Source organism: Amycolatopsis sp. NBC_00438, from assembly GCF_036026695.1.
Lineage (GTDB): Bacteria > Actinomycetota > Actinomycetes > Mycobacteriales > Pseudonocardiaceae > Amycolatopsis.
The window spans coordinates 8,534,399-8,551,273 of record NZ_CP107923.1 but is presented as its reverse complement, the minus strand read 5'-3'; the positions used below and the strand labels follow the sequence as shown (position 1 = coordinate 8,551,273).

Here is a 16,875-nt window from a genome sequence, read left to right as displayed (position 1 = left end):
GCGGCCCGCGTGTTTTTCAGCCCCGACGCGGCGGCCCCTTCCGGCAAGAACGTGCCGACCGCGCCGGGTTCCACCGAGCAGTCGCGAAACCGTACGGAGGAAACCCAGATGGTAGACACCACCGCCCCGGAGCGCGAGGCCGCGACCTTCGCCTACACCCCGGCTGAGCTGAACGCCGTGATCTCCCGCGAAGTCTCCGGCCGCTTGCACGAACTCGGCATGTCGCTGATGTCGAACGCCGCGTTTCTGCTGGCCAACGATACCGTGCCGGCCGCGGTCAAGCGGGACCGTGCCCGCGTCTACCTCGACGTCGCCGCGCAGCTGCGGCTGCTGGCCATCGACGAGCTGGACGGCATCGCGTGGGGTGCCCGGTGAACCCGCGCAACCGCCGGCAGGCGGTGACCACGGTGTTCGACGGCCGCACGCACCACGCGTGCCTGTGCCGCGGGGAGCGGGACGGGCTGCCGGTCTTCGGGTGGGGCGAAGCCCCCTCGACCCTGCTCACCCGCACCCAGCTGCGCGAAGTCGGGTTGCGGCCCAACGGACAGGACCCGGTCGCCCTGCTGGTGTTCCGCCACCACCGCCCCTACGCCCGGGAGACCGTGGCGGAGCTGTTCTCGGTGGAGCGGGCCGCGGTCAAGCGCCCGCCGGTGCCGGGGCAGCTGGACCACGCGATGGAAGCTCGCCGCACCTGCGTCGACTGCGGCGAAGTGCAGAACTACTGCGTGCCGACCAGCACCCGCCAGTGCTGGACCTGCTTCGAGGGCGAGCAGGCCGACCGGGTGGAGGTGGCCGCGTGAGCGAGAACGACTCCGGCGCCTGGCACAGCCGCGTGCAGGCCGAACAGGAAGCGATCGAGAAGGCGCGTCGCGAGGCACAGGAGGCGTCGCGGTGAACACGTTCGAGGTGTTGCAGCAGCGCGGAACCCTCGCCCTCATCCGGTTCGCCGGCACGGTGTGCCTGTTCCTGGTCCTGCACCTGCTGCGGATCCCGCTGGTGATCGCGGAACGCGTCTTGGCCGGGGTGCTAGTTCGGCTGGACCGGGCGGCCGTCCGGCAGGCGTCCCGGCCCCCGCAGCGGCCGGTCAATCAGTTCTTCCCCGCAGGTTTCCCGACTGGGCAGGAGGTGCCCCGATGAACGTGCAGCGTGAGCAGCGGACCCGGCTGGAGCGGGCGATGGAGTGGGCGGTGTGGCACTTCGGCGAGCTGGCGTTCACGGTCGGGCCGCTGGTCCTGGCCATGGTGTTCACCCCGTGGTTTGCCCTGGTGTCCGCGGTCGTGGCGGCTGGGTGGGCGGTGCACGAGGTGCGCGACCACCGCGAACAGGCCCGGCTGCGCGCCGGCACCGCCGACCGCAAGCAGCTGCCGGCGACGCCGACCGTCACCGACGAGACGACCAACCACCAGGGCCGGGAGGTCACCCGATGAGCTGGGCAGACGAGCGCCGCGCCACCCGCGCAGCGGAAGCGGAGATCCAGCGGCAGGACGCGAACGCCGCCCTGGACCGCAAGCTGCGGGCGCAGAGCATGGCAGCCGAGCAGCGCCGCACCGACACGATGGCCGCGGCGAAGCTGGCCGACCAGCAGCGGAAGGCACGGCAGGCGCGCCGAGCCGCGACGCTCGTCCGGCTCGCCGGATGGTTGTCGGCGAACCGGGTCCGGCTGCCGATCTACCTGCTCGCCCTGGTGTCCGCCGGCATGGCTGTGCCCGCAATGGCCGGCTACGGCGTGGGTGTCTACGGCAACGCCACGGGGGCGCCGTTGCCGGCGCTGTCGGAGCTGGGGATGTGGGCGTTCGCGTTCGCGGTGGAGGTCACCCGGCACCGCCACCCGCAGCGGCCGGTGTGGGCGCTGCAGGTCGGGGTGTGGGTGTTCGCCGGGGTCGGGTTCGCGCTGAACGTGCTGCACGGCCTGGGCCGTGGGTGGGACGCGGCGGTGGTGATGGGCATCGTGTCCGTCGCCGGCGTCATCGCTCACCAGCTCGCCGTCGCGTCCCCGCCGCGGTCGGCGGCGGAGCGGGCCGCCGCCCGGATCGAGCGCAAGACGCTGCGGAAGGTCGCGAAGGTCCGGGCCGCCGCGGTCCGCACGGCGGTCGCCGAAATCGACGCTGAGGGCCGGGCGCGGCTGGTGTTCACCCCGGGCCGCTACACCCTCGACGGCCGTCGACTCGCCGCCGTAGTCCACCCGGACCAGCACGTCGCCAACGTGATCGACGACGAGATCGCCGCGTTCTTCGCCGGGCAGGACCAGCCTGGCCGCGTCGACGACGGCCCGATCGTCGACGCCCCGATCCTCACCCTCGATCGGCCCGGCGACCAGCCGAAATCGACTCGCAAGCCCCGCCCCCCGCGTGCCCCGAAGACCCGCTCGATCGAGGACCTGCGGGCCGCGTTCGCCGCCGCGATCGACAACCCCGACGTGGCGATCAACCCGAAGTCGGCGGAGTCGATCCGCAAGACGCTGCACTGCGCGCCGAAGTACGCCCGCCAGTTACGCGACGAGCACGCCAACCCCAACCGCAAGTGACCTGGGAGGACACAATCATGAGCACCGACACGAACCCGGCCGCCGGCGAGCTGGCCACCGTCCACCACCTGCCCATCACGGCGGAGCAGGGCGAGGCGATCGAAGGTGAGATCGTCACCGAGGAGGAGTACCAGCGCCTCACCTCCCAGAAAGCTCGCGCCATCGCGCGGTACGAGGGGTACCGGCGGGACGTCGTGCTGGCCGCCACCGCGGCCAAGAAGGCCGCGACGCACGAGACGACGAAGACCGCGCTGAATCACGGCCTGACGGTGATTCAGGGCCTGGACTCGTGGCGGGGCCGGATGTGGGACGCGAGCACGATGGGCGCCTACCGGCGGCAGATCAAGGCCGCCGAAGCGATGGGGGACCAGGCGCTGGTCGCGGAATGGCTGGAGCGCAAGGCGCGGGTGCAGGACGCGCGGCATCGCCGGGTGATGGACCTGCCGAAACTGCTGGTCGGGCTGGTCAAAGCCGGGGTCGTGGGCCTGGCGGCGCTGGTGGTGATCGTGCTGCTGATCGGGCTGCTGGTGCAGCTGTCCGGCGCCGGCGAGTTCACCCGCGTCGTCGGCGGGGTGATGGACGCCCTGCGGTTCATCTTCACCGCCATCGCGTGGGCCTGGACCCCGTTGGCGCTGGTCGCGCCCTACGTGATCAGCGTCGGCGTGGTCCTCGCGGCGTGGCGCGAGGGCCGGCAGCGCGGCAAGGTCCCCGGCTGGCTCGCCACGTCCACACAGGACTCCGATGTGTCGATCGATGAGACGACGATCGCGCAAGCCCTTGCCGCACTTCGGATTCCGCAGATCACCAACTACCTGAAGGAAGGGCTGCCGATGCAGTACCTGACCCCGGCTCGACGGGACGGGCGCGGCACCCACGCCGTCGTCCGGCTCCCGGCCGGGGTCACCGCGGAAAAGGTCGCACGGCGCCGCGCGGACCTGGCCACCGGCCTGCACCGGCTGTCCAAAGAGGTGTGGCCGACCACCGGCAGCGAAGCCGGAATTCTGGACCTGTGGGTGGCCGACAAGGGCGCTCTCTCGGAGGGTGCGGGGGCGTATCCGCTGCTGGAAGACGGGGCGGTGGATGTGTTCAAGGGTGTCCCGTTCGGACGGACGTTGCGCGGGGAGCCGATGATGGCGCCGCTGCTGGAGCGCAACACCATCTGCGGTGGCATGCCCGGCCAGGGCAAGTCGTCCGCCGCCCGGGTCATCATGGCCGGCGCCGCCCTCGACCCCACTGCTGAGCTGCGGATCTGGGTCCCGGACGCGAACTATGACTTCGAGGTGTTCGGGCCGCGCTGCTCCCGCTACGTCATGGGCGCCGAAGACGAGAACATCGCCCAGATCCTCGCGGACCTGCGTGAGCTGCACGCGGAGGTTCAACGCCGCGGTGACCTGCTGGTCAAACACGAAATCCCAGCAGTCACCCGGGAACTGGCGTCAAAGAACACCGGGCTGCACCCCATCTTCTGCCTGCTGGAAGAGGCCCACGTCGCGATCCAGCACAAGAAGTACGGCGAGGACATCGGGCAGCTCCTGGTCGACATCGTCCGGTTGGGACGCAAGCGTGCCATCCACCTGATCGTCTCCACCCAGGCCCCGACCAAGGACTCCATGCCTCGGGACGTGACGCGTAACTGCTCCAACGGGATCGCGTTCGCCGTCGGGGACCACGTTGCCAATGACGCGTTGCTCGGGCAGGGCGCGTACTCCGCCGGGCACCGCGCCACGGAGCTGATTCCCGGTACCGACAAGGGAACCGCGGTGGTCAAGGGCTTCTCCGGGGAACGCTCGGAGATCGTGCAGGTCTACTTCCTCGACGTGGCGAAGGACAACGACCAGGTCACCCCGATCATCGAACGTGGGCTCGCGGCGATCGCGAAGCGCGGCCGGGTTCCGTGGTTCACCAGGGACAACGACGGGTTGGAGGCGCCGGCGGCGCCGCGGAACCTGCTCGAAGACCTCTGCGAGGTCCTCGGGGATGAGCCGGTGCCGGCCGCGAAGGCCGCGCCGCTGCTGATCGCCCTCGCGACCGACTACAGCGGCTTGACCGGCAAGCAGCTGTGCGCCGATCTCGCCGCGATCGGGGTCAAGGTGCCCAGCTCGCAGAACCGCTACCCGGTCGACCCGGTCACGATCCGTGAAGCCCTGGCCGGGCAGGCAACCGCCGACCTCGACGACGAAAGCTAGCCCGGGTTAGCTCGCCCGCCAGCCCGCGCCCACCACGAAATCCGGCCGGAAACCCGGCCGCCGGCGACGGGCTAACCCACCTAACTCACCTCACTTTCCGCAGGCCAGCAGGCCAACCAGCCCGCTAACCCGCCGGGTTAGAAACCTAACCCGAAATCCGCGACCTAACCCACCGGCCTCACCGCCACGCGACACCGCTCCGGGGTGCTCGCGTCGGCACCCCCTACCCGAAAACAGGCACACACCGTCACCAACGGAGAGGAAGTCTGATGGCGACCCAGTACGCGCATATCGGCCGAAAGTCCTGGTGGTCCGGCGAGTTCAAGACCCTGTGCGGCCTGACCTTCCCGCCTGGCGAGGCCAGGACGCTGTGGTTCCCGATGTTCGTCAAGACCTGCCCCGGCTGCGCCGCCGTGCAGGCCCAGCAGGCCAAGTAGCCGTGCTGCTCAACGCAGGAACTCGACACCCCAGGCAACCGTCCGGAAAGGACTCCTGACATGGCTGCTTTCGCTCCCTACCGCTGGGCCGCCGACGCCACCGGCGTGTGGGCCCACCAGTTCCTGTCCGCCGCGCCGGACGTTCCGGTCGCCGACGTGGTGGACGAGATCGCGGCGCTCGCCGGCCGCACCGGGTGCCGCTGACCGCCTACGCCCGCACCGGCGGCAGCGACTTCTCCTCATCTCTGCTGCTGGTGCGCGACCCCAGCGTCACCCACGGCACCCCGGCCCTGGCCGACTGCGAACGCGCCGCTACCCAGCTGGCCGCCGGCGGCAACTGGCACAGCCAAGGCCAGATGGTCCGGTCCGCCGTGCTGGTCGCGATCGGACTGCGCGAGGGCTACAACCCCGGCGCCCGGGTCCGCACCTTCGCCGAGTTCGAGCAGCGCGTGTTGCACAACCTTGGGGTGTGGTCCGGGATGTCGGCGGAGCTGATCTCGGCTCGCCGGCTGCCGGATAGGGCCGTGCAGGTCTATCGCGAGCCGGGGGCGCTGACCTTTGCCGACTGGGAACACCTGCCTGCCCTTGCCGCGATCGCCGACGACTTCGGCCAGGACCGGTTCGTCACCCACGACTGGCTCGCCCACCGCACCACCGCCTACAGCCGCACCACCAGAAAGGACGCCTGATGACCACAATGGACACGCTCACCGCGGCACTGGCCGCGGCGGCCCGCGGGTGGCACGTCTTCCCGCTCCGGCCGGGTAGCAAGCGCCCGGCCGGGCACGCCGAAGACGGCTGCCCCGGCACCGGCCGGTGCGCCGGCGGGCACCGCACCTGGGAGCAGCGCGCCACCACCGACCCGGACAAGATCTGCGCCGCGTGGACGCAGGCCCCGTACGGGATCGGGGTGGCCACCGGCCCGTCCGGTCTGTGCGTGCTCGACCTCGACACGCTCAAGCCCGGCGAGGCCGTGCCGGAGCGGTGGGCCGCGGCCGGCGCACGGAGCGGGGAAGACGTGCTCGCCGTCGTCGCGGCCGAAGCCGGGCACGAGTTGCCCGGGGACACCCTCATCGTCCGGACACCCTCAGGAGGGCTGCACCTGTACTACCGGGTTCCGGGGGACACGACACTGCGCAACACCAGCGGGGAGCGCGGGCAGGGGCTCGGGTGGAAGGTCGACACCCGGGCGTGGGGTGGCTACGTCGTCGGCCCCGGCACCACCACCCCGACCGGCCGGTACGCGTTCCTGTGGGACGGCGAGATGGCAGACCTGCCCGGGTGGCTGGTCGACCGGCTCACCCCGGCGCCGCTGCCGGCCGCGCCGGTGGTCCCGATCCGGCCCGCCGGTGACCGGCGCTCCCGCTACCTCGATGCCGCGGTGCGGGCCGAAGCCGGGAAGGTCGCCGACGCCAGCACCAGCCGCAACGCCACCCTCTACGCCGCCGCGGTCGCCCTCGGGCAACTGGTGGCCGGCGACGCGCTCACCGAAGACGAGGTGCGCGCGGCGCTGATGACCGCGGCCGGCCGCCACATCGGCACCAGGCACTTCACCGCCCGCGAAGCCGAAACCACGATCACGTCCGGTCTGCGGGCCGGTCGTAACCGTCCCCGCCGGATCGCCTGACCTGCACGTTGTCACGTCCCTGGAGGTCCGAACCATGACCACGCCCCGGCCGCTGGCCGCCGTGCCGACACCGCCCGCCCGCCGCACCCGGTGGACGGATGCCGAGCTGATGCGAGAGGAGTTCCCGCCGGTCAAGTGGGCCGTCCCCGGCCTGTTCGCCGAAGGGGTCAACCTGCTGGCCGGCGCGCCGAAGCTGGGGAAGTCATGGATGTCCCTCGGGCTCGCCGCGTCCATCGCGAACGGGGAACCCGCGCTCGGCTCGATCGAAGTGGAACGCGGCCCGGTGCTCTACTGCGCGCTGGAGGACACCGGCCGCCGGTTGCAGCGCCGGCGGCGGCAGCAGATCGCCGCCGGCGGGCGCCCCTCGCCGCTGCTGACCCTGGAGACCTCGTGCCCCACCATGAACGCCGGTGGGGACGAGGTGCTCCGGGAGTGGCTGGAGGAGAACCCGACGGCGCGGCTGGTCATCATCGACACGCTGCAGAAGATCCGGGGCCCGGTCCTGCCCGGCGCGTCCGCCTACGCCTCCGACTACGCCGCGGGCGCCCGGTTCAAGGAGATCGCCGACCACTACGGCGTGCCGTTCCTGCTGATCCACCACGTCCGCAAGCAGGAAGCTGACGACTGGCAGAACATGGTGTCCGGCACCGCCGGGCTCACCGGCGCGATGGACGCCACCCTCGTGCTCGAACGCGCCCGCGGGCAAGCCGATGGCGTGCTGCACGTGACCGGCCGCGACGTCGAAGAGACCGACTACGCGATGACCTTCGACGCCACCGCCGGTGCCTGGACCAAGCTCGACGGCCCCGCCGCCGATCACCTGGTCGCCGACACCCGCGCCGACATCCTGCGCCTGTTGCGCGAGCACGGTCCGCTCAAGCCCGCCCGGATCGCTGAAGCGCTCGACACCGTCCCGAACACCGTCCGCAAGACCTGCGCGCGCATGGCCGACGCGGGACAGCTGCACAAGACCCCGGACGGCACCTACAGCGCCCCCGGTACCAGCGACAACGGGGACACCCCCGAAGTGTCACGCCTGTCCCCGCTGTCCCTCGACGGCACCTGACCAGGACAAACGGGTGTGACAGCAGGTGGGACACCGCCGACCGCCTGTCCCACCCGCCGTCACCACAGCTCCGCCCCACCGCATGGGGACGTGACAACGCCCAGCTCAGCGCCCCGAGGAAGGACCACAATGGACACGTTCACCCTCCCGGCCCGGCTCCCGTGGCCCGGCCCCGGCCCGCGGCCCCGCATCCTGATCGGGTTCTGCTGCCAGGGCGGCGAAGCGATGGGCTACTGGCAGGCCGGGTTCGACATCACCGGCGTCGACATCAACCCCCAGCTCCGGTTCCCATTCACCTTCGTGCAGGGCGACGCCATCGCCTACGCCCGCGAGCACGGCCACGAATACGCCGCCGTCGCCGGCGGCCCGCCGTGCCAGGGCTACTCACTGACCCACCGCATCCACGGCAACGACCACCCCCGCCTGATCGCCCAGTTCCGCGAAGTCGTAGCCAGGCTCGGCAAGCCCTACGTGATCGAGAACGTCGAAGAAGCCCGCGCCGAACTCCGCGACGCGGTCCTGCTGTGCGGGGCCATGGCCGGGTTCGGGCTGCACACCTACCGGCACCGGCTGTTCGAGACCAACTGGCCGCTCACCGTCCCCGACCATCCCGAGCACGGCGACCCGATGGTCAAGATGGGCCGCCCGCTTCAGCCCGGGGACTGGTACCACGCGGTCGGCAACTTCTCCGGCGTCCCCTACGTCCGCGCCGACATGGGCGTGCCGTGGATGAACCGCGACGGCATCCGCGAATGCATCCCCCCGGTCTACGCCCGCCACATCGGCACCCAGCTCCTTGCCCACCTCGCCGCCACCGCCGCGGCCGCCGCCTGAACCCGGCGGGGACGTGACACAGCCCAGCTCACCGCACCGAGAGGAGACCCGGATGTGCCGCTCAGCCGCCGAAGGTGGCCGCCGGTGCAACGGCCGTAGCTGCGGAGCCGCCGACGCCCGCGCCCGCCAGGCCCGCTGCCGCGCCCGCCGCGGACTGGAAGCCGCCCACGCCGCCGGCGACCCGGCCGCGGTCACCGCCGCCGAAGCCAGATACACCGCCGCCACTGGCACCCCGCCGCCCGACGCCGGCACGTTCGCCGGCCAGCTGCCCACCCCACCGGAGAAGTCCATGCCGAAGCCCGAGGAATCCAAGCCCAGCAAGCAGGAACCGAGCAACGCGCCGACTGAGGATCGCGTCCGCGACGCCGTGGCCAAGATGGCCCGGGAGGAAGGCGAATGGGTCGGTCTCGTGGAGCTCCGCAAGGCTCTCGGAGACGTCGACCACGACGAGCTGACCCGGGTCCTGCGCGACATGAACCGCAACAACCCCAACGTCCACTTCGTGCCAGAGGACAACCGCAAGGCCCTCACCGACACAGACCACGCCGCGGCGATCGAGATTGGCGGCGACGCCCAGCACTTCGTACGGATCGAGCGCCCACGCGACACCAGCGCCAAGGACCGCGTCCAGGCCGCCGGCCTCAGGAACGCCACCGCCGACGACCTCGCCCAAGCCCTGCGGGACCCGCTGATCCCGTCGCGGACCTACGACGAAATCCGGGGCGAGCAGAAGCGCCGCGGACTCCCGTAGCCACCTGACCCGCCCGTTGTCACGTCCCCGGCAGGTGTGACACCAGCGACCACCCCACCGGTGTCACACCTGTCACCCCGTCACTCAACCCACCCTGACCAGCACAACAGATGTGACAGCACCTGTGACACCTCAATAGTCCGCTGACTGAACGACAGGAGAACGCCCGTGTTCGAAGCTCGCCGCCTTTTCCGCCAAGTCACATGGAGCACGCCTTGGACACCGCCACTTTGGACACTTCGCGCACTCTCCTGACCGTCGAGGCCGCCGCGGAACAGCTGAGCATCGGCCGCACCACCATGTACGCCCTGATCAAGGCCGGCGAGATCGCGACTGTGCGAATCGGCCACCTCCGGCGAGTACCCGCCGGAGCGCTCGCCGCCTACGTCGACCGACTCACCGCCACCGCGGCGGCCGCCTGAGAGGAACCCCATGCCACGCAAGAAGCGCCCTGAAGGCACCCGCGCGCCAAACGGTGCAAGCTCGATCTACCTTGGGAAGGACGAGAAATGGCACGGCCGCGTCACGATGGGAATCCGGGAGGACGGTAAGCCGGACCGGCGGCACGTGGAGCGGAAGACCGAAGCAGAAGTCATCGAAGCTGTCCGCGAGCTTGAACGCCAGCGCGACTCCGGCCGCGTCCGGAAAGCGGGCCGGAGCCTGACCGTCGAGCAGTGGCTTACCCACTGGGTCGAGAACATCGCGGCACCAACGGTTCGCCTCACGACAATGGTCGGATACCGCGCGTCGGTGTACAAGCACCTCATTCCGAGCATCGGCGCGCACCGGCTCGACAAATTGCAGCCTGAGCACCTGGAGCTGGCTTACCGGAAGATCCTCCGAAAAGGACTCAAGCCGTCGACTGCTCACCTCGCGCACCGGACCGTCCGAGCCTCGCTCAACGAAGCTGTCCGGCGGCGGCACATCACCGAAAATCCCGCGCGCATCGCGAAGCCGCCGCGCGTGGAAGAGGAGGAGATCGTGCCATTCTCGCGCGAGGAAGCGCGACGCTTGATCACCGCCGCCGGGGAGATCCGGAACGGCGCGCGGTTCATCCTGGCGCTGTCGCTCGGGCTCCGGCGCGGCGAAGCGCTCGGGCTGAAGTGGTCCGACGTCACGATCACGTGGAAGCACGGGTGCGCGCGCGGCGAAGCCTGCCGCCGCAAGCTCACCGCCGTCGAGTGCCCGACGCGACGCGGCTCCGGCACGCTCACCGTCCGCCGCTCGATCCAGCAACTGAACTGGCAGCACGGATGCACGCCCGACAAGCCGTGTGGGCACGAGCACGGCGCCTACTGCCCGGAGCGGTTCGGCGGCGGCCTGGTCGTCGGTGAGGTGAAGTCGCGGGCCGGGCGCCGCGTCATCGGCCTTCCCCGGCCCGTGATCGAGGCCCTGGAGGCGCACCGCGTCCAGCAGGCAGACGAGCGCGAAGCGGCGGCGGATCTCTGGGAGGAAGGGGAGTGGGTGTTCGCCACGCCGATCGGCCGGCCGACGCACCCGACGCCGGACAACCGGGCGTGGAAGGCGTTGCTGCGCCTGGCAGGCGTGCGCAACGCGCGGCTCCACGACGCGCGGCACACGGCCGCCACGGTGCTGCTTGAGCTCAAGGTGCCGTTGCCCGCGGTGATGGAGCTGATGGGCTGGTCCAACGCGGCCGTGGCCAAGCGGTACATGCACGTCAACACCGAGCTCGTGACGTCGGTGGCGGAGCAGGTGGGCGCCCACATGTGGGCCGATCCGGACGACGAAGACGAGGAGGACGACGGCCCGGAGGGAGCACTCGTGCCCGCCTGATCAGGGGGCATCTGAGACGGAAACTGAGACGGGACAGCGAAACGCCCGGCAACCCCATGAGGGTCGCCGGGCGTTTCGCCTGTTGAGAGCGGTGGCGGTGGGATTTGAACCCACGGACGGGGATTAGCCGTCACACGATTTCGAGTCGTGCTCCTTCGGCCGCTCGGACACGCCACCGCCGAGAAATATACCGGAGGGCCTTTCCCGGCCTCACATGGGGTCAGCAGGGCGGCCGGGACGACGTCGCGTCTGGACGTCGCGGATCACGCCTCGTGCTTTGTCCCGCAGGTCGTGGGCCACTTCGCGGACCTGGGCCGTCCTTCGCTGGGCTCGGCCCGATGCCCTGAGACGATCGTTGCCGGTCACGTCTCCGAGCTTCTCGCGAGCGCCGCCGACTGCCTGCTGGACCTTGTCCTTCATCGTCACGACGTTCCTCCTTCGACGGGGACCTCACCAAGGGGGTACCCACCGGAGGACTCAGCGACGCGTCGCGAAGTACGTCTCCAGCAGGGACGCGCATTCCGCCACGAGCACTCCGCCGTGGACTTCCGGGCGGTGGTTCAGCCGGCGGTCGCGCACGACGTCCCACAGGGACCCCACCGCGCCCGTCTTGGGCTCCCACGCGCCGAACACCAGCCGGGAGATGCGCGCCAGCACCAGCGCGCCCGCGCACATCGTGCACGGCTCCAGCGTCACCGCCAGCGTGCAGCCCTCGAGACGCCAGCCGTCGCCCACCACCTGGGCGGCCGCGCGCAGCGCCAGGACCTCCGCGTGTGCCGTCGGGTCGCCCAGCTCGGTGCGCGCGTTGCGCGCCGCGGCCAGGGGGCGGCCGTCGGGGCCGAACACGACCGCGCCGATCGGGACGTCCGCGCCGGGGGCGCGCGCGGCCTCCAGCGCCGCCTCCACGGCCTCGGTGTCGGACGGGCGTCTCAGAGCTCGTCCAGGAGCTTGGCGAACTCGGCACCGAACCCGACGCGCTGCGCGATCATCTGCAGCTGCTCGTCCGGGTACAGGTCGACCTCGCCGACGATCACCTCCAGCTCCGGCGCCGGCAGCCCGAGGTCCGCGAGGATCTCGAGATCACCTTCGGGCCAGACCGAGTCGTCGTCCTCGTCCGGTGGATCGACGCGCAGGACGTCGAGGACGTCCGCCGCGATGTCGTAGTCGAGTGCCGCCGCCGCGTCCGAAAGCAGCAACGCCGGTCCCCTCGGGCTCGGCCGGACGAGGACGAAGAACTCGTCGTCGACCGCCAGTAGCCCGAAGGCCGCGCCGGTGGAACGTAGTTTGCCCAGTTCAGTGATCGCCGCATCCAGCTCTGTCAACGCCCCCGGGTCGAGCGCACTGCACCGCCACCGACCGTCCTCCCGGACCACGGCTACCGCGAAGCCCGTGACCGGCTCATCCACCGCCATGCGCACACCGTATTCCGCCGCTCGACCGAGCGCACGCACGGTGCGCCCGAAGCGCCTCATGGGCCACTATCGGGAGCATGACCGGACCCACTGACCTGCCCACCCTGCCCGGCACCCCGTTCGCCGGCCTCCTCGACGACGCGCGGGCGCTGCAGGGCCGCACCGTCGCGCTGCGGCGGGCCGTGCACCGCCGGCCGGAACAGGGCCTCCACCTCCCGATCACCCAGGCGGCCATCCGGGAAGCACTCGCTGACCTGCCGTTGGAGATCACCGAGGGCAAGGCCACGACGTCGCTCACGGCCGTCCTGCGCGGCTCGCGGCCCGGCCCGGCGGTGCTGCTGCGCGGCGACATGGACGCGCTGCCGCTGACCGAGGAGACCGGTTTGGACTTCGCGTCCGAGGACGAGGAGTCGATGCACGCGTGCGGGCACGACACCCACGTCGCGATGCTCGCTTCCGCGGCCCGGCTGCTCGCCGAGCGGAAGGACCGGCTGGCCGGCTCGGTCGTGTTCATGTTCCAGCCGGGCGAAGAGGGTCACCACGGCGCCCGGTTCATGATCCACGAGGGCGTGCTCGACGCCGCCGGGACGCGGGTCGAGCGCGCGTTCGGCGTCCACATCCTCGCCAACCTGCGCAGCGGCCTGCTGTCGGTCCGCCCGGGCCCGCAGATGGCGTCGGCGGACTCGTTCCACGTGCGCGTCACCGGCAAGGGTGGCCACGGTTCGGCGCCGCAGCACACGATCGACCCGGTGCCCGCGGCCGCGGCGATGGTCGGCGCACTGCACACGATGATCACGCGCCGGGTGAGCGTGTTCGACCCGGCCGTGCTTTCGGTCACGCGGATCCAGGCCGGCACGACGTCGAACATCATCCCAGAGACCGCCGAGCTCGAGGGCACGATCCGCACCCTGTCCGAGCACACGCGCTCGCTGGTCCGCACCGAGCTGCCGAAGGTGTGCGAGCAGGTCGGCGCGGCCTACGGCTGCCGCGTCGTCGCCGACGTCGAGCCGGGCTACCCGGTGACCGTCAACGACGACCGCGTCGCCGCCGAAGTCCTGACCATCGGTGAAGCCGTGCTGGGCCCGGACAACGTCGAGCTGATGGCCGACCCGCTGATGGGCGCCGAGGACTTTTCCTACGTCCTGCAACGCGTTCAGGGCGCGTACGCGTTCCTCGGCGCGTGCCCGCCCGGCGTCGATCCGGCGGAGGCCGCCGCGAACCACTCGAACCGCGTGATCTTCGACGAAGACGCGATGCCGAATGGGGTCGCGATGCTGGCGGCCTTCGCCCTGGACGCCCTTCGCTAGGGCCCGGTGCGCGACGGGCGGCCGTCCTCCAGGTGCCCGGCGAAGCGCCGGCGCCACCCCGGCACCTCGAACGTGACGTCGTACCAGCCGTTCGCCGTCACCACCGGGAAGTCGTGCTCGCCGCCCGGCGGGAGCGTGACGCCGTTCAGCGCGACGGGTGCCACTCCGGCGTTGGTCACCGTCACGCGCAGTGCCGGCGTCGCCTCGAAAACGACGGCGGCGTCGAGGCCCGGCCCACTGCCCGAGGCTTCCACCAGGAAGCCGTTCGGGCCGTGGATCGCGACGTCGTAGGACGCGCCGTACGCGACGTCGCCGGTCACGACGCCGCTCGGCGCGACGTCGAAGCGCTGCACCGACCCGCCCGCGTGGTAGGCGTGCGCGGAGAGCTGCAGCGCCTGGGTGCCGTGGTTCGCCAGGTGCAGCTTGAGCCCGCCCGGCTCCACTGTGGCCCACGCGACCGGCTGGTACGGCAGCGGACGCGCCTTCGCCGTGCCGGACTCCTGCGTCAACGCGCCGGGCCGCACCCCCGGCTTCGGCAGCCGTGCCTGCGTCCGGTCCACTTCGGCGCGCAGCGCGGCGACGTCCGGCAGCAGCGGGATCGTCGTGTCGTGCGTCCGGAAGTCGAAACAGCTGGTCAGGTCGCCGCAGATCGCGCGGCGCCACGCCGAGATGTTCGGCTCCTTCACCCCCGTCCACGTCTCGAGGAACCGCAGCACCGACGTGTGGTCGAAGACCTGCGAGTTCACCCAGCCACCACGGCTCCACGGTGAGATCACGGTCATCGGCACCCGCGGCCCCAGCCCGATCGGCGCCGGCGGCCCGGACGGCGCGCCTCTCGCCGGCCGGTTCCCCGGCAGGAACTCGCCCGGTGTCCCGGGTGGCGGGGTCGGCGGGAGGACGTGGTCGAAGAACCCGTCGTTTTCGTCGTAGTTGATGAACACGACGGTGGATTCCCACAGATCCGGCTTGTCCCACAACGCTTTCAGCATCCGCTGGACGTACGCGGCACCGTCGACCGGCCGGGCCGCGGGGTGCTCGCAGTAGCCGTACGGCGCCACGACCCACGACACCGCGGGCAGCGTCCCGGCCGCGCAGTCCGCGAGGAACTCGGCCAGCACGTGGTCGAGATCCTGGCCCCGGCCGGAGTCCGGCTTGAGCTTCGTGCGCAGGTTCGCGCGCTCGGCAAGCCGTTGCTTCACGGGGTCCATCGAGTACAACGCGTCGTGGTAGTTCTGGAACAGCCACAACGGGTTGTCGCCGTAGTCCCCGACGAAGTGCTCCGGGACGCCGCGCTCCTCGTCGTTGGCGTAGATCCGCCACGAAACCCCCGCGGCTTCCAGGCGCTCCGGGTACGTCGTCCACCGGAACGACGGCTCGTAGTCCGGGAAGTTGTGGGTGACCGGACCGCCCGCGACCCCGTCCGGGTCGATCGTGCCGGTCCAGTGGAACAGCCGGTTCGGCTGTGTCGGCCCTTGGATCGAGCAGAAGTAGTGGTCGCACAGGGTGAACGCGCTCGCCAGCGCCCGCTGGAACGGGATGTCTTCACGCGCGAAGTGCCCCATCGTCATCGGGCTCTTCGCGGCGATCCAGCCGTCGTACGCACCGCCGTTCCACGCGCGGTGCGTGCTGTTCCAGTCGTGCGGCAGCTCGCCGAGATCCTGGCCGTCCACCACGGACGTGTCGATCCGGAACGGCAGCACCGGATCGCCGGCACCACGCTGGCGGAAGACGTCACGCAGGGCCGCGCGGTCACCGAACCCGCGCACCCCGGCCATCGACCCGTAGTAGTGGTCGAACGACCGGTTCTCCTGCATCAGCACCACGACGTGGCGGACGTCGTCGATCGTGCCCGTGCGCGACGCCGGCACCGCGCACGCCGCGGGCAGCGCGCCGGCCACCGTCACCGCGGCCGCGCCGCCGAGCACCGTCCGCCGCCGGATCCGGCCCATGCCCACCTCCTCGGCGCGAGCTTTCCGCACGTCAGCGGCGCGGACAAGGAGTACCTTCACCGCGGGGAGAGCCGAGAAAGAGGTGGAGCCATGCTCGACTCAGCGGATCTGGTCGCCTTCGCACCGTCGACCGACCTGGAGCGCTCACGTGCCTTCTACACGGATGTCGCCGGGCTCGAGTTCATCGAGCAGTCTCCCTTCGCCTGCGCGTTCCGCAGCGGTGGCACCATGCTGCGTGTCACCGCCGTGCAGGAGTTCACGCCGCGCCCGTTCACCGTGCTCGGCTGGGCGGTGGCCGACATCCACACGTCCGTCGCCGAACTGCGCGCCCGGGGCGTCGAGTTCCTGACCTTCGACAACTTGCCACAGGACACCGACAAAATCTGGACCACGCCCGGCGGCCGGATCGCCTGGTTCCGCGATCCTGACGGCAACGTGCTCTCTCTGACCGAGTTCACTGGCCATTAAACAACACTGTTGATTTAATGGGGGGATGACCGAAGCCGAACGCCTCGCCCAGCTCGCTGACCAGGAGGAACGCCTCCAGTTCACGAAGTTCGACAACGAGACCGCGCTCGCCCTCGGCGCCCAGCTGCTGGCCGCCGCGCGGGAGCGCGGGCTGGCCGTGACGATCTCCGTCCGCCGGAACGGCCAGCGCCTCTTCCACGCCGCGCTGCCCGGGACGTCAGCCGACAACGACGCCTGGATCGAGCGCAAGAGCCGCGTCGTCGACCGCTACGGCCACAGCTCGTTCCTGATCGGCACCCAGTTCCGCGCGAAGGGCGGCACGTTCGAAAAGGACTCCCGCCTCGACCCGGACGTCTACGCGGCCCACGGCGGCGTCTTCCCGGTGCTGGTCCGCGGCGTCGGACCGGTCGGCACGGTCGGCGTGTCCGGCCTCCCCCAGGCCGACGACCACGCGTTCGTCGTCGAGCAGCTGGAGCTGTTCCTGGCCTCCTGAAAGTTCCCCGGACGGGTTTGTCGATCC

The 16,875-nt window shown here is 71.1% G+C and carries 22 protein-coding genes and 1 tRNA gene; 18 read left to right on the top strand and 5 right to left on the bottom strand.

Going from position 1 to position 16,875, the window contains the following annotated elements:
* Window positions 1-108 precede the first annotated feature (108 nt).
* The 15 genes from OG494_RS39185 to OG494_RS39115 all read left to right on the top strand — a co-directional run bounded on the left by OG494_RS39185 (window position 109) and on the right by OG494_RS39115 (window position 11,219).
* Window positions 109-375, top strand: a complete 267-nt coding sequence (locus OG494_RS39185; protein WP_328447445.1) for a hypothetical protein — start codon at window positions 109-111, stop codon at window positions 373-375.
* A complete protein-coding gene (locus tag OG494_RS39180) occupies window positions 372-800 on the top strand; it encodes an RRQRL motif-containing zinc-binding protein (RefSeq protein WP_328447443.1) in 429 nt (142 codons plus the stop codon). The genes OG494_RS39185 and OG494_RS39180 overlap by 4 nt, the downstream gene beginning before the upstream one ends.
* Window positions 801-891: 91 nt before the next feature.
* Window positions 892-1,137 (top strand): hypothetical protein, encoded by a 246-nt coding sequence (locus OG494_RS39175; protein ID WP_328447441.1) that lies wholly within the window; start codon window positions 892-894, stop codon window positions 1,135-1,137.
* Window positions 1,134-1,427 (top strand): hypothetical protein, encoded by a 294-nt coding sequence (locus OG494_RS39170; protein WP_328447439.1) that lies wholly within the window; start codon window positions 1,134-1,136, stop codon window positions 1,425-1,427. The genes OG494_RS39175 and OG494_RS39170 overlap by 4 nt, the downstream gene beginning before the upstream one ends.
* On the top strand, window positions 1,424-2,524 hold the full coding sequence (locus OG494_RS39165) for a hypothetical protein (protein ID WP_328447437.1): 1,101 nt from the start codon (window positions 1,424-1,426) through the stop codon (window positions 2,522-2,524). Before OG494_RS39170 ends, OG494_RS39165 begins: the two co-directional genes overlap by 4 nt.
* Window positions 2,525-2,541: 17 nt before the next feature.
* Window positions 2,542-4,710 (top strand): cell division protein FtsK, encoded by a 2,169-nt coding sequence (locus tag OG494_RS39160; RefSeq protein ID WP_328447435.1) that lies wholly within the window; start codon window positions 2,542-2,544, stop codon window positions 4,708-4,710.
* Between the two features lie 269 nt (window positions 4,711-4,979).
* Window positions 4,980-5,147: a hypothetical protein gene (locus OG494_RS39155; protein WP_328447433.1), complete on the top strand. Its 168-nt coding sequence runs from the start codon at window positions 4,980-4,982 to the stop codon at window positions 5,145-5,147.
* A 60-nt stretch (window positions 5,148-5,207) separates the two neighbouring features.
* The gene (locus tag OG494_RS39150; protein ID WP_328447431.1) at window positions 5,208-5,351 is read left to right on the top strand and encodes a hypothetical protein; all 144 of its coding nucleotides are present in this window, start codon (window positions 5,208-5,210) and stop codon (window positions 5,349-5,351) included.
* Window positions 5,342-5,836: a hypothetical protein gene (locus OG494_RS39145; RefSeq protein ID WP_328447429.1), complete on the top strand. Its 495-nt coding sequence runs from the start codon at window positions 5,342-5,344 to the stop codon at window positions 5,834-5,836. The genes OG494_RS39150 and OG494_RS39145 overlap by 10 nt, the downstream gene beginning before the upstream one ends.
* Window positions 5,836-6,774 carry a bifunctional DNA primase/polymerase gene (locus tag OG494_RS39140; RefSeq protein ID WP_328447427.1) on the top strand — a complete coding sequence of 313 codons (939 nt, stop codon included), beginning with the start codon at window positions 5,836-5,838 and terminating at the stop codon, window positions 6,772-6,774. Before OG494_RS39145 ends, OG494_RS39140 begins: the two co-directional genes overlap by 1 nt.
* Before the next feature lie 34 nt (window positions 6,775-6,808).
* Window positions 6,809-7,840, top strand: coding sequence for an AAA family ATPase (locus OG494_RS39135; RefSeq protein WP_328447425.1), 1,032 nt, complete (start codon window positions 6,809-6,811; stop codon window positions 7,838-7,840).
* Between the two features lie 129 nt (window positions 7,841-7,969).
* Window positions 7,970-8,674, top strand: a complete 705-nt coding sequence (locus OG494_RS39130) for a DNA methylase (RefSeq protein WP_328447424.1) — start codon at window positions 7,970-7,972, stop codon at window positions 8,672-8,674.
* Window positions 8,675-8,726: 52 nt separating this feature from the next.
* The gene (locus OG494_RS39125; protein WP_328447422.1) at window positions 8,727-9,425 is read left to right on the top strand and encodes a hypothetical protein; all 699 of its coding nucleotides are present in this window, start codon (window positions 8,727-8,729) and stop codon (window positions 9,423-9,425) included.
* Between the two features lie 203 nt (window positions 9,426-9,628).
* Window positions 9,629-9,847 carry a helix-turn-helix domain-containing protein gene (locus tag OG494_RS39120; RefSeq protein ID WP_328447421.1) on the top strand — a complete coding sequence of 73 codons (219 nt, stop codon included), beginning with the start codon at window positions 9,629-9,631 and terminating at the stop codon, window positions 9,845-9,847.
* Between the two features lie 10 nt (window positions 9,848-9,857).
* Entirely contained in the window at window positions 9,858-11,219 is a 1,362-nt protein-coding gene (locus OG494_RS39115; RefSeq protein ID WP_328447419.1) for a tyrosine-type recombinase/integrase, read from the top strand.
* A gap of 89 nt (window positions 11,220-11,308) precedes the next feature.
* On the opposite strand, the gene OG494_RS39110 is transcribed toward OG494_RS39115, so the two are convergent.
* The 4 genes from OG494_RS39110 to OG494_RS39095 all read right to left on the bottom strand — a co-directional run bounded on the left by OG494_RS39110 (window position 11,309) and on the right by OG494_RS39095 (window position 12,631).
* A tRNA-Ser gene (locus OG494_RS39110) sits at window positions 11,309-11,396 on the bottom strand.
* 33 nt (window positions 11,397-11,429) lie between these two features.
* Window positions 11,430-11,639 carry a CsbD family protein gene (locus OG494_RS39105; RefSeq protein ID WP_328459162.1) on the bottom strand — a complete coding sequence of 70 codons (210 nt, stop codon included), beginning with the start codon at window positions 11,637-11,639 and terminating at the stop codon, window positions 11,430-11,432.
* A 57-nt stretch (window positions 11,640-11,696) separates the two neighbouring features.
* The gene (locus tag OG494_RS39100; protein ID WP_328447418.1) at window positions 11,697-12,125 is read right to left on the bottom strand and encodes a nucleoside deaminase; all 429 of its coding nucleotides are present in this window, start codon (window positions 12,123-12,125) and stop codon (window positions 11,697-11,699) included.
* 23 nt (window positions 12,126-12,148) lie between these two features.
* The gene (locus OG494_RS39095; RefSeq protein WP_328447416.1) at window positions 12,149-12,631 is read right to left on the bottom strand and encodes a tRNA adenosine deaminase-associated protein; all 483 of its coding nucleotides are present in this window, start codon (window positions 12,629-12,631) and stop codon (window positions 12,149-12,151) included.
* Window positions 12,632-12,708: 77 nt separating this feature from the next.
* Between OG494_RS39095 and OG494_RS39090 the strand changes: the two genes are divergently transcribed.
* A complete protein-coding gene (locus OG494_RS39090) occupies window positions 12,709-13,938 on the top strand; it encodes a M20 metallopeptidase family protein (RefSeq protein ID WP_328447414.1) in 1,230 nt (409 codons plus the stop codon).
* Here OG494_RS39090 and OG494_RS39085 read toward each other — a convergent pair.
* The gene (locus OG494_RS39085; protein WP_328447412.1) at window positions 13,935-15,887 is read right to left on the bottom strand and encodes a phosphocholine-specific phospholipase C; all 1,953 of its coding nucleotides are present in this window, start codon (window positions 15,885-15,887) and stop codon (window positions 13,935-13,937) included. The genes OG494_RS39090 and OG494_RS39085 overlap by 4 nt on opposite strands.
* A 90-nt stretch (window positions 15,888-15,977) precedes the next feature.
* On the opposite strand from OG494_RS39085, the gene OG494_RS39080 reads away from it, so the two are divergent.
* Both OG494_RS39080 and OG494_RS39075 read left to right on the top strand, forming a co-directional pair.
* Window positions 15,978-16,355 (top strand): VOC family protein, encoded by a 378-nt coding sequence (locus OG494_RS39080; RefSeq protein ID WP_328447411.1) that lies wholly within the window; start codon window positions 15,978-15,980, stop codon window positions 16,353-16,355.
* 25 nt (window positions 16,356-16,380) lie between these two features.
* Complete coding sequence (locus OG494_RS39075) at window positions 16,381-16,848, top strand: heme-degrading domain-containing protein (RefSeq protein WP_328447409.1); 468 nt, start codon at window positions 16,381-16,383, stop codon at window positions 16,846-16,848.
* The last annotated feature ends 27 nt before the right edge of the window (window positions 16,849-16,875 follow it).